This is a genomic window from Shewanella sediminis HAW-EB3 (assembly GCF_000018025.1).
Taxonomy (GTDB): Bacteria; Pseudomonadota; Gammaproteobacteria; order Enterobacterales; family Shewanellaceae; genus Shewanella; species Shewanella sediminis.
This window is the reverse complement of record NC_009831.1, coordinates 5110247-5122937: the sequence shown is the minus strand read 5'-3', so window position 1 is coordinate 5122937 and position 12691 is coordinate 5110247. Positions and strand designations below refer to the sequence as shown.

9 protein-coding genes are annotated in these 12691 nt (G+C 51.9%); 7 read left to right on the top strand and 2 right to left on the bottom strand.

Annotated elements, in window-relative coordinates; all coding sequences use genetic code 11:
* Window positions 1-225: 225 nt before the first annotated feature.
* The 6 genes from ilvG (at window position 226) to SSED_RS21700 (ending at window position 8228) form a co-directional block, all read left to right on the top strand.
* Window positions 226-1899 (top strand): acetolactate synthase 2 catalytic subunit, encoded by a 1674-nt coding sequence (gene ilvG / locus SSED_RS21725; protein WP_012144498.1) that lies wholly within the window; start codon window positions 226-228, stop codon window positions 1897-1899.
* 70 nt (window positions 1900-1969) lie between these two features.
* Complete coding sequence (gene ilvM / locus SSED_RS21720) at window positions 1970-2230, top strand: acetolactate synthase 2 small subunit (RefSeq protein ID WP_012144497.1); 261 nt, start codon at window positions 1970-1972, stop codon at window positions 2228-2230.
* An 84-nt stretch (window positions 2231-2314) separates the two neighbouring features.
* Window positions 2315-3238, top strand: a complete 924-nt coding sequence (locus tag SSED_RS21715; RefSeq protein WP_012144496.1) for a branched-chain amino acid transaminase — start codon at window positions 2315-2317, stop codon at window positions 3236-3238.
* A 168-nt stretch (window positions 3239-3406) separates the two neighbouring features.
* The gene (gene ilvD / locus SSED_RS21710) at window positions 3407-5257 is read left to right on the top strand and encodes a dihydroxy-acid dehydratase (RefSeq protein ID WP_012144495.1); all 1851 of its coding nucleotides are present in this window, start codon (window positions 3407-3409) and stop codon (window positions 5255-5257) included.
* Between the two features lies 1 nt (window position 5258).
* Entirely contained in the window at window positions 5259-6809 is a 1551-nt protein-coding gene (gene ilvA / locus SSED_RS21705; protein WP_012144494.1) for a threonine ammonia-lyase, biosynthetic, read from the top strand.
* 276 nt (window positions 6810-7085) lie between these two features.
* A complete protein-coding gene (locus SSED_RS21700; RefSeq protein WP_012144493.1) occupies window positions 7086-8228 on the top strand; it encodes a pyridoxal-phosphate-dependent aminotransferase family protein in 1143 nt (380 codons plus the stop codon).
* Window positions 8229-8343: 115 nt separating this feature from the next.
* On the opposite strand, the gene SSED_RS21695 is transcribed toward SSED_RS21700, so the two are convergent.
* Complete coding sequence (locus SSED_RS21695) at window positions 8344-8781, bottom strand: ankyrin repeat domain-containing protein (RefSeq protein WP_012144492.1); 438 nt, start codon at window positions 8779-8781, stop codon at window positions 8344-8346.
* Window positions 8782-8995: 214 nt separating this feature from the next.
* On the opposite strand from SSED_RS21695, the gene SSED_RS21690 reads away from it, so the two are divergent.
* Window positions 8996-10438, top strand: coding sequence for an MBL fold metallo-hydrolase RNA specificity domain-containing protein (locus SSED_RS21690; protein ID WP_041421851.1), 1443 nt, complete (start codon window positions 8996-8998; stop codon window positions 10436-10438).
* Window positions 10439-10598: 160 nt separating this feature from the next.
* Here SSED_RS21690 and SSED_RS21685 read toward each other — a convergent pair whose 3' ends face one another.
* Window positions 10599-12602, bottom strand: coding sequence for a TonB-dependent copper receptor (locus SSED_RS21685; RefSeq protein WP_012144490.1), 2004 nt, complete (start codon window positions 12600-12602; stop codon window positions 10599-10601).
* Between the last annotated feature and the right edge of the window lie 89 nt (window positions 12603-12691).

The following is a 12691-nucleotide window of genomic DNA, read 5'->3' as shown; positions in this document are numbered from 1 at the left end:
GGGCTACGCACGGCGCATCGACAAACCTAATTAGGTAAAAGATTGCAACTAACCCCCCGCTCCGAAAGGACCGGGGGGTTTTTCGTTTAGGGCCCTGAAAAATCAATATTAAACGCAGGATTAGATAGGGCTCTACCCTTACAAATACAGGTTTTAAGTGAGTTTTTGAGAGAGTACTCACCGCAGACCGGCAAATAGAGAGAGTGGCAGATGGAGCAAGGGCAGATGAAGCAAGGGCAGATGATGAGAGGCGCTGACGCGGTCATCAAGGTATTAGCGGCTCACGGTGTCACCAACATATTTGGTTACCCGGGTGGTGCCATCATGCCAATTTATGATGCTCTCTATGGTGCGCCGGTAGAGCATCTACTGAGCCGCCATGAGCAAGGTGCAGCGTTTGCTGCAGTGGGCTATGCCCGCGCCAGCGGAAAGACCGGGGTCTGCTTCGCAACCTCGGGGCCAGGTGCCACCAATCTGGTGACGTCACTCGCCGATGCTCTGCTCGACTCTGTCCCTCTCGTTGCTATTACCGGTCAGGTATCGACCGCCGTGATCGGTACCGATGCCTTTCAGGAGATCGATGTCTTGGGGCTGTCACTGTCATGCACTAAGCACAGCTTCATGGTCACAGAGATGGATGAGCTGATCCCGACCCTGTATAAGGCTTTCGAAGTGGCTGCTTCTGGACGTCCCGGACCTGTGCTTGTCGATATCCCTAAAGATATTCAGATAGGCATGCTCGAATACAGGACGCCGCTGCAGGAGCGGATATCTGAGCCCGAGTTCGATGGGGAGAAAATTGATGCGGCACTGTCTCTGCTCAGGCAGGCCAAGCAGCCAATGCTCTATGTTGGCGGCGGTGTTGGGATGGCCAGTGCCGTCGATCAGTTGAGGGAGTTTATCGATGTCACGGGTGTTCCTTCGGTTGCTACCCTGAAAGGCTTAGGCTCAATTGGGAATGACAGCCCGGGTTACTTAGGCATGTTAGGCATGCACGGCTCGAAGGCGGCGAACATTGCCGTTCAGGAGTGCGATCTGCTGATCGTCGTCGGTGCGCGTTTCGATGACCGCGTTACCGGACGCCTGGCCTCATTTGCCGAGCATGCGAAGGTGATCCATCTCGATATCGATATTGCCGAACTGGGCAAGCTACGTCGCCCGGATGTCGCCATCGCCGGCGATCTTCGTCAGATCTTACCGGCCTTGTGTGCAAATCTTGAGATAGCCCCATGGCAGGACGAAGTGGCGCAGCTCAAGCGTGAGCATAATTGGAGCTACGACCGACCCGGTGAGCTCATCTTCGCCCCCGCTATGCTGAATCGTTTAGCCGATAAGTTACCCGAAGACAGCGTGGTGTGTTGCGATGTCGGCCAGCACCAGATGTGGGTTGCGCAGCATATGTGGTTCCGTAAACCCGAAGACCATCTCTCCAGTGCGGGCCTCGGTACCATGGGGTTCGGCTTACCCGCCGCTATCGGCGCTAAAGTTTCCCGTCCCGGTGCGACAGTGGTCGCCGTATCCGGAGATGGCTCATTTATGATGAATGTTCAGGAGCTGACCACCATCAAGCGTCGTAAGTTACCGGTCAAAATCTTACTCATAGATAATCAGAAGTTGGGCATGGTGAAGCAGTGGCAGCAGCTGTTCTTCGAAGAGAGGTATAGCGAGACCGATCTCTCCGATAACCCCGACTTTGTCACTATGGCGTCGGCGTTCGACATTCCCGGTCGCACTATCACCACAACCGATGAGGTCGAAGCGGCGCTGGATCACTTAGTCAATTGTGAAGGGCCTTACCTGCTGCATGTTCGAATTGATGATGCTCATAACGTGTGGCCACTGGTCCCGCCAGGGGCATCGAATCGCGACATGATGGAAGAGATGGATAAATCAACATGATGACATTATCGGACACAAGAAAGGCCTCACTTAAGACCTCATTTAAGACAGGCGTGATGGAGAAGCAGAGATGATCTACACATTAACCTTAACCCTTGCTCAGCGCCCCGAGGTGTTGGAGCGGGTACTCAGAGTCGTGCGCCATCGTGGCTTCAAAGTCACCGGGATGAATATGCAGTTAGAGGACAGCAAAACCGCCAGCCTGGATATGTCAGTTGAGAGTGAACGTGCCGTTGAGCTGCTCACCAACCAGCTGGAAAAGCTTATCGATGTTATCCAGTGCCGGGCGCTAACCCTAGAGCCGGTAAAAGCAGAAAAAGTCATCAGTTAGTTGTTTTTTACAGACAAGAGAAATTAGTAAGCAAGTTGTAGTTGCCAGTTGCTATAGACATTGAAAGAGATTGAGGGAAGAGATATGACCGCAAAGAAAGCTGAGTTCATTTGGTTTAATGGTGAAATAATGCCTTGGGGTGATGCCAAGGTGCACGTTATGTCACATGGCTTGCATTATGGCTCATCTGTCTTCGAGGGGATCCGTGTCTATGATACTCACCTTGGTCCTGCTGGATTTCGCTTGACCGATCACGTCCAGCGTCTGTTCGACTCGGCCAAAATCTACCGCATGCCAATCCCTTACACTTTTGATGAGGCGATGCAGGCGTGTTGTGATAGTGTGCTAAAGAATGATCTCAAGAGTGCCTATATCCGTCCTCTGGCCTTCTATGGTGACATAGGTATGGGGATCACTCCGCCGAAAGATGCCGTTTGTGACTTGATGGTGGCAGCATTCCCCTGGGGCGCCTATTTAGGCGAAGACAGCATGGAAGCCGGGGTCGATGTTGCCGTGAGTTCCTGGAATCGCCTCGCGCCCAACACCATACCGACCGGCGCTAAGGCCGGAGGTAACTACCTGTCATCGATACAGATATCGACGGAAGCGAAGCGCAATGGTTTCCATGAAGGGATAGCGCTGGATGTCAATGGCCTGGTCAGCGAAGGCGCCGGTGCTAACCTGTTTGTGGTTAAGAAGGGCAAGATCTACACGCCACCGGCAACGGCAGCCATCTTGATGGGCCTCACCCGGGATAGCATTATCACCCTGGCACGAGATCAAGGTTACGAAGTGGTAGAGGAGGCGATGTCCCGTGAGTTTCTCTACCTTGCCGATGAGATATTTATGACAGGCACCGCCGCCGAAATTGTACCTGTACGCAGCGTCGATCGCATCGACGTAGGCTGTGGTAAGCGCGGGCCGGTGACTAAGGCGGTTCAAGACAGCTTCTTCGGTCTGTTCAATGGCGAGACACAAGACAAGTGGGGCTGGCTGGAAGTGCTGTAAAAGAAGGCTCTAGGTTCTAGAAGCTAGGACGTAGATAAGCAAAGAATAACGACACCTAAGCGCATCTGTTCTTAGGTTTAAAGAATTACACTAGAAGGTTAAGCTGTGAGTGCTTCCTGGAACCTAAGTTCTAGCACCTCGCCCCTTCTTTGAAAAAGGACAATCGCAATGCCAAAATTACGTTCAGCTACCAGTACCGAAGGTCGTAACATGGCCGGAGCCCGCGCTTTATGGCGTGCTACCGGAGTGAAAGAGAATGATTTCGGTAAGCCGATTATTGCGATTGCTAACTCTTTTACTCAGTTTGTACCGGGTCATGTTCACCTTAAAGATATGGGCTCATTGGTGGCTGGCGCCATCGAAGAAGCGGGCGGTATCGCCAAAGAGTTTAATACTATCGCTGTCGATGATGGTATCGCCATGGGCCATGGCGGCATGCTTTATAGTTTGCCTTCACGGGAGCTTATCTCCGACAGTGTCGAATATATGGTGAATGCTCACTGCGCCGATGCCTTAGTCTGCATCTCAAACTGTGACAAGATCACCCCAGGCATGATGATGGCGGCGCTACGACTGAACATTCCGGTGATCTTCGTCTCCGGTGGTCCGATGGAAGCGGGTAAGACTAAATTATCAGACAAGATCATTAAACTCGACTTAGTCGATGCCATGGTCGCCGGCGCCGATGACCGGGTCTCGGATGAAGACAGTGAACAGATCGAGCGTAGCGCCTGCCCGACCTGTGGCTCATGCTCCGGCATGTTTACCGCCAACTCGATGAACTGCTTAACCGAAGCCTTAGGATTGTCACTTCCCGGTAACGGCTCTATGTTGGCGACTCACGCCGACCGTCGCGAGCTGTTCTTAGAAGCGGGTCGTCGCATCATGGATCTGACTACCCGTTACTATAAGCACGATGATGAGTCTGCACTGCCACGTAATATCGCTAACTTTAACGCATTCGAGAATGCCATGACGCTCGATATTGCCATGGGTGGCTCGAGTAATACCGTATTACACCTCTTAGCGGCTGCGCAGGAGGGGGAAGTCGACTTTACCATGGAAGATATCGACAGACTTTCACGTCTGGTGCCGCATCTGTGTAAAGTGGCGCCTTCGACGCCTGAATACCATATGGAAGATGTGCATCGCGCCGGTGGCGTGATGGGGATTTTAGGCGAACTCGACAGAGCCGGCCTGATCCATAACGATGCTTATCATGTGGCGGGCGCGAGCTTGAAAGAGGTGCTGGCTAAGTGGGATATCGCTCAGAGCAGTGATGAAGCCGTGCACAGGTTCTTCTCGGCAGGTCCTGCCGGGATCCCGACAACCAAGGCCTTCAGTCAGGCTTGTCGTTGGGACAGTGTAGATAACGATCGTGTGGGCGGTTGTATCCGTAAGCGCGAATTTGCCTTTAGTCAGGAAGGCGGCCTTGCCGTACTGTCCGGTAATATTGCCGTCGATGGCTGTATCGTTAAGACCGCGGGCGTGGATGAAGACAATCATACCTTTATCGGTTCGGCTCGTGTCTATGAGAGTCAGGACGATGCGGTTGCCGGGATCTTAGGTGGTGAAGTCGTTGCCGGTGATGTGGTGGTTATTCGCTACGAAGGGCCTAAAGGTGGCCCGGGTATGCAGGAGATGCTCTACCCAACGAGTTATCTTAAGTCTCGCGGACTCGGTAAGGCGTGCGCCTTAATCACTGATGGTCGTTTCTCCGGTGGTACTTCCGGTTTGTCTATCGGTCACGTTTCGCCGGAAGCTGCGGCGGGTGGCACCATAGGTTTAGTTGAAACCGGTGACAGAATCGAGATCGATATTCCGGCCCGTTCAATCAAGTTAGCCATTAGTGATATTGAGTTAGCAGCACGTCGCAGCGCGATGGAAGCACGCGGTAAGCAAGCGTGGAAGCCAGTGGGTCGCGTAAGAGAAGTGTCATTAGCCCTTAAAGCCTATGCGCTACTCGCTACCAGTGCCGATAAGGGCGCGGTTCGTGACACCAGTAAGCTGGAGGATTGATATGTTGGCTCTAGCCTCCAAAGAGAAATTAGATTTAGCCCACTATTATCTGCAGAAGATATTGCTCTCTTCTGTCTATGATGTGGCCAAGGTGACGCCGCTATCCAGCCTGAATAAGCTCTCGGGCCGACTCGGGTGTCAGGTGTTTCTTAAGCGTGAAGATATGCAGCCGGTTCACTCCTTTAAGTTACGTGGTGCCTATAACAAGATATCTGAACTCACGCCGCCGGAGTGTCAACGCGGGGTGGTATGTGCCTCGGCGGGAAACCATGCACAAGGTGTGGCTATGTCGGCGGCGGCGCGTGGGATCAGTGCCGTCATCGTGATGCCGGAAACCACTCCGGAGATCAAGGTCGATGCGGTCAGACGCCTCGGCGGCGAAGTCCTGTTGCATGGTCAAGCCTTCGATCAGGCCAATGCTCATGCGCAGAAGCTCGCAGAGACCGAAGGGCGCGTGTATGTGGCGCCTTTCGATGATGAAGCCGTGATTGCGGGACAGGGCACCGTCGCTCAGGAGATGCTGCAGCAGCAGCGCGATCTCGAGATGGTCTTCGTTCCTGTCGGTGGCGGAGGCTTGATTGCCGGTATTGCCGCTTATTACAAGGCGGTGATGCCTCAGGTTAAAATTATCGGCGTAGAGCCGGAAGATTCAGCCTGCTTGAAGGCGGCACTGGAGGCCGATGAGCGGGTCATCTTGCCACAGGTCGGCCTGTTTGCAGATGGCGTTGCGGTTAAGCAGATTGGTGATGAGCCGTTCAGGCTTGCCCGTGAATATGTCGATGATGTGGTCACCGTAAGCTCAGATGAGATCTGCGCTGCGGTAAAAGATATCTTCGAAGACACCCGCGCCATCGCCGAACCCGCCGGAGCACTTTCTCTTGCTGGCTTGAAGAAGTATATGGGTGATGAAGGGAAGGGTGAGAAGGTTGCGGCTATCCTCAGTGGTGCTAACGTCAACTTTCACAGCCTGCGCTATGTATCCGAGCGCTGTGAACTCGGCGAGCAGAAAGAGGCTATCCTGGCGGTTAAAGTACCCGAACGTCCCGGTATTTTTCTGCGATTCTGTGAGCTGCTGAATAAGCGAGTGATGACCGAGTTTAACTACCGCTTCAGTAGTCGTGATAGGGCCGTCGTGTTTGCCGGTATTCGTCTGTCGGGCGGGAAAGCGGAGCTCGATGAGATCATTGCGACTCTCGAAGGAGATGGCTTCGAGGTGCAAGATCTCTCCCATGATGAGACGGCAAAACTGCATGTCAGGTATATGGTTGGTGGTCATCCACCGGAGAAGCTCGATGAGCGTCTGTTCAGTTTTGAGTTTCCCGAGCACCCGGGGGCCCTGTTTAAGTTTTTAACAACCCTGCAGAGCAAGTGGAATATCAGCTTGTTCCACTACCGTAACCACGGCGCGGCCTATGGCAGGGTACTGGCGGGATTTGAGGTGCCGGAGTGTGACAGCTTAGCCTTCCAGCAGTTTTTAACTGAGCTTGGTTTTGTCTATCAGGAGGAGACATCCAGCCCGGCTTATAAGCTATTTCTGGATAATAGAGAGTAAAGAAATTGAGAGGACGCAACCGCGTCCTTTTTTATGTTATTGTTATTTTTTAAACACTAGTTTGAATTCTGAACCTGAGATTAAGTTTAATGGGAATGCTGGTGGCCGTTAGCCTTAAGTCCACTTGCGCTCATTAAAGCTAAAAAATAAGATGCCTTAAGGCACAAGTACTTCAATATGACTGTTTAATATGTAGGGAATTCGTGTCGACTTTACCAGTCAGATGCAAAACCTTAACCCCTTATCTTTCAGAGAAGGCCTTACCGAGGAAAGAAGATGTTAGTTGCACCCTATATCGATGCGTTTAATCCCCCACGTAGAACCCTTATGGGCCCAGGTCCATCCGATGTTTATCCCGAGGTGCTTGCCGCACAATCCCGTCCAACCATTGGGCATTTAGATCCCCTGTTTGTCGGCATGATGGATGAACTTAAGGGACTGATCCAGTATGCGTTCCAGACGACCAATGAGATGACGCTTGCCGTCTCAGCGCCGGGCTCTGCCGGTATGGAAACTTGCTTCGTGAATCTGGTCGAAGCGGGTGAGAAGGTGATTGTCTGCCGTAATGGCGTATTCGGTGAGCGCATGCGCCAGAATGTTGAGCGTGTTGGTGCCATTGCCGTTGTCGTCGACAATGAGTGGGGCGAAGCGGTTAGCCCGACAGATGTGGAAGCGGCGTTGCGGGCACATCCCGATGCAAAATTTTTAGCCTTCGTTCATGCGGAAACTTCAACAGGCGCGCTATCCGATGCAAAAGCCTTGTGTGCACTGGCTAAGCAATATGATTGTCTGTCGATCGTCGATGCGGTGACATCACTTGGCGGCGTCGAACTGAGAGTCGATGAGTGGGGCATCGATGCCATCTATTCCGGTAGCCAGAAGTGCCTCTCCTGTGTACCGGGCTTATCGCCGGTCTCTTTCTCTCCCGCTGCGGTTGAGAAGCTTAAAGCCCGTAAAACGCCGGTGCAGAGTTGGTTCCTGGATCAGACTCTGGTTATGGAATACTGGAGTGGCAGCGCCGCTACCGGTGGCAAGCGTAGTTATCATCATACGGCTCCGGTAAATGCGCTCTACGCCCTGCATGAGTCACTGCGTTTATTGGCTAATGAAGGCCTGGAAGCCGCCTGGAAGCGTCATGCAGATATGCACCAAGTGCTGCGTCAGGGGTTGGAAGGATTGGGACTCAAATTCGTGGTCGATGAGGCATCACGTCTGCCTCAGCTCAATGCGGTCTATATTCCCGAGGGGATCGATGACGGTGCCGTGCGTTCACAACTGCTGGAGAGCTATAACCTGGAGATCGGAGCAGGCTTAGGTGCGCTAGCGGGCAAGGCATGGCGCATTGGCCTGATGGGCTTCGGTGCCCGCCGCGAGAATGTCGCCTTGTGCCTGAAAGCATTGGACGATGTACTGAATTAGTGTACTGAACTAGAGACTGATATCGACACTCGGACGATACACAGAAGCAGCATTGAATCGGTTCAATGCTGCTTTTTTTACTAGGTAATCGCTACCCACCACTCACTCAAGGGGACTATTGCGAATGAAGTAGCTTTACCGCCTCTTGCTGATTTTTATCTTTGGCGTAATCCAGGGCGGTCTTTCCCTCCGCATTCTTCAGTTCTTTACTCACGCCAGCGTCTAATAAGGGCTTTATTGTTGCGATCTCACCGCCACCATAACGCGTTGCACAGTGGAGAGCCGTGTCACCTACCGCACTCTGTGCACTGATCTCTGCGCCCCTCTCCAGCAGCAGGTGAATCATATCGACTCGATTATAAGCGGCGGCATAATTGAGAGGATAGGCCCCTTTTTCATCTTTTGCGTTCACATCGCTGCCTTTCTCAATCAATACCTCAACCCGGTTAATTTCTCCCTTAGAAATGGCTTCATGCAGATCACCGGCCACCGATAGGTTTATAGAGATAGTTCCTAATATTAAGCAGATCAGAATGATCATTAAGCTTTTCATTTTTACTCTCCTCAGGAGTACTGGAGCCTTAAGTATAGTCGTTGCGGGCTCAATATTCTGACGCGCCCCCCCGAGGTGCCACAGCGTTTTATGAGGCAAGGATTCAGCGGTTTTTTCTCTTAAAGTAAGTCTGATTATTTGCTGTTTTTCTTTGACAGGTAAGGAGATAGTCTATTCTTAAATTAAGATAGGATAAAAATAATAGGTCAAGGATATGAGAATGACGCTGCAGTTTTTAGGGGCGACGCAAGAGGTCACCGGCTCTTGTCATCTGCTGGAGGTGGATGGCCAGCAACTGCTGTTAGACTGTGGACTTATTCAGGGGGGAAAGGCTGACCAGCTACGTAACCACGAGCCTTTTCTGTTCGAACCGAAGGTCATTGCCGCCGTCGTATTAAGTCATGCTCATATCGATCATTCGGGTCGTCTTCCGCTACTGGTGAAGTCCGGATTCTCAGGCCCTATCTTTACCCATAAAGCGACCGCAGAGCTGTGTGCCATCATGTTAAAAGACGCGGCAATGCTGCAGCGACGTGATGCGGAAAGATTGAATAAGAAGCGGGTCAAGCAGGAGATGGAGCCCATCGAACCACTCTTTATTGAGGAGGATGTCGATAGGGCTATGGCTCAGTTTGTGCTGCTGGATTATGGCGATATGACCCGGGTCATCCCCCACGTGGATATCTGCCTCTCTGATGCCGGCCATATATTGGGATCGGCGATAGTCGAGCTTTTCTTAGGGGAAGGAGTTGAGCAAAAGAAGCTGGTTTTCAGTGGCGACTTAGGCCGTGCGGGTATGCCCTTATTGGAAGACCCCAGTATTGTCGACAGTGCCGATCTGGTGATGATGGAGAGCACCTACGGTAACCGCATGCACCGTAGTTGGAATGACACGATCGAAGAGCTGAAACAGATTTTCTCTAAAGCGATCAGTGAAAGTCATGGCAATATTCTTCTGCCGGCATTTTCGGTGGGGCGCGCTCAAGAGCTGTTATATCTGTTTCACCTTTACGCAAAGGAGTGGGATCTGCAGCGATGGAAAATCTGCCTCGATAGCCCTATGGCGATAGAGGCGACTAGTGTCTACCTGAATAACTACCCCTTGATGGACGATGATTTTAAGCGTTTCACCCGCATGCATCCCGGTCAACATCCCCTGTTATCCAATGTGGAGTTTATTCTCAGCACCGACGAGTCCATGTTGCTCAACGATGTGCATAAGGGACTCATCATCATTGCCGGTAGTGGTATGTGTAATGGTGGGCGGATCCGATGTCATCTGGAGCATAACCTCTGGCGCAGTGAGTGTGATGTGATCATCTGTGGTTATCAGGCCATCAGTACGCCGGGTCGGTTGATAGTGGATGGGGCCGAGCAGCTCACGATTAATGGTAAGAGTATAGATGTGGCGGCGTGCATTCATACGGTCGGTGGTCTCTCTGCACATGCGGATCAGGCCGAGTTGTTACACTGGTATCGTCATTTTAAAGAGAGGCCACCACTCGTCTTGGTGCATGGTGAGTCTGAGGCGCAAGAGGGGCTGGTCGATAAGTTGCGGGAGGATAACAGCACTTGCCCACAAGCCCTCGCTATTGCCACTTATGGAGACAAGCTCGACCTGAATTCGTTACCTGAATTGACCTGGATAAAGCCCTGATGTTTAGGTTTATCGCCCCCATTCCCGGACGAAGGCCAGGGAATAGGAGCTAATTACCAGGCTAAAAGCTATAGTCCAGCTTCACCCATGTGGTACGACCGGGTTCATTGGAGCCTTGTAACTTAGGTTTACTACCTGAGTTCGCTACCTATTCGCCAGGCTAAAAGGTATAGTCCAGCTTCACCCATGCGGTGCGGCCGGGTTCATTGACCTGAAACATAGGCTCACTACCGGGGATATCGTTACCGGCACCAGAGCGACTCACATGTTCGGCATAGGTGATATCAAACAGGTTTTCGATACCGAAACTCACTAAAACCACGTCGCCATGCTTCCATGATCCATTGATGGCGAGTGTGCCGAAGCCACTGCTCTCAGCCAGATCTTGACCTGAGATATTACCTTGACCGATAGAGACTCGATCCTGAGCCGCAACAACACGCCAGAACAGCCCCGCCGTCCACTCTTCTCCCTCATAATTGACAGATACACGTCCCTCCATAGGAGAGACTTGTCCCAGAGGCGTATCCTGAGTGTCATTTTCTCCATGGCTATAGCTGAGGGTCGTTTGCGCTGACCACTGCTCCGTAAACGGGTAGGTTATGCCAACCTCGCCGCCCCATATGGTCGCATCGATGTTGTAGGCGGAGGTTTTCGATGTATTGGAGTCAACTAAGATGTAATCATCGACCTTGCCATAATAGAGTGAGGTCGATATTTCGATATTGGCTTGGTATATCCAACCAATGTCCAGCTGGGTTGTCTTCTCGGGCTCGAGATCGAATGCCTTGGTGGATAGGTTATCCGGACTGGCCTTCATGATCTCCCAATAATCGGGGATCCGCTGCGCATGACCCGTACCAAGGTAATACTGGTTATTACCATTGAGATATTCATAACGAATAAACCCGCTGATCAGGTCGTCACTGCGTTTACCCGTCTGCGCGACAAAGAGTTCACTGTCCCAATGGTCGAAGCGTAACCCTGAGAGTAGATTTCCTCCTCCTAAGGCATAGTCGGCTTCGATAAATATTCCCATGTTTTCATAACGCATATTATCTTTAAATGGTTTAGATAGCAGGTCATCGAGACCGTTATCAAACTCAGGGTTTATACCGCGTCCCTCATGGGTACTCTGCATGTAATCGACCCCTAAGGTTGCCTCCAAACTCTCACTCGGTGTTAGCTCCAGCCAGAAGTGACCCCCCGAGGTTTTGCGGCGAACATTGACTCCGGAGTTCACCCCCTGATCGAACTGGTCCATGATATGGTCGTTCTTGTTGGTGTAGGCCTGAAACTCAATTTCGCGGATAAGATCCGAGTCGAACTCGAACTGAGTCAACAGGGTGACATTTTCATTATTGATCACCCGGGCCTTATTGGCCCTGTCGGCGTACTCGGCTTCACCATCAGACTTACCATAAGCGAGTTCGATAACACTGGTGTCTGTCGGGGTCCACCCCAGGGCGATATTGTAATTGTTACGGTCGTAGCTGGATTGCACCGTGTTTCCGTCACCATCCTGGTAGTGATCGCTGCTGGATTGATTGACATCCAGATCGAGATAGTGGGTCTCATCACCGGCTTTCAGTTCGACGATATAGTCTTGTCGCTCGAAACTGCCGCCTGTGACGCTGGCCCGCCCTTCGACGCCGGGTTCGACAAAGCTATGTCTGTCTTTTTCAAACAAAACAGTTCCGGCGGAGCCCACCGGACCATATTTTACGGTTTGTGGCCCCTTGATCACAGTGATGCTGTCATAAGCCTCCGGGTAGATATAGGCCGTCGGTGGATCCATGCGTCCACCGCAGGTGCCATACACATGCTGGCCATCATCGACGATGCTGATGCGTGAGCCGCCCATGCCTCTTAAGGATGGATCGCCACCGGCCCCCCCTTTTCGACCGATACTGAATCCGGGAATGGTTTTCAGAAATCCTGCACCATCATATGAGGGGAGTGGCAGCCTTGGCTTCTTGGGATCTGTGACGACCTTTGTCGGCTCGCGCATCAAGTCACCCGTGATGACAATATAGTCGTCACATCGACGGTCTCCACAGTCCCTTGGCTCATCTTCGGCAAGGGCTGTCAGAGGGAAAACCAGAGTTGGAATACTCATGGTAGCGGTGATCACTGAGGCCAGTGTTATTGTTTTATGTTTCATGGCGACGCTCTTTATTATTTAGTTGCGTCTTTTTCGCAGATGTTTAGCTTGTTAACAAAGGGAAAGGTAAGTTGTGCGACAATGTGTCA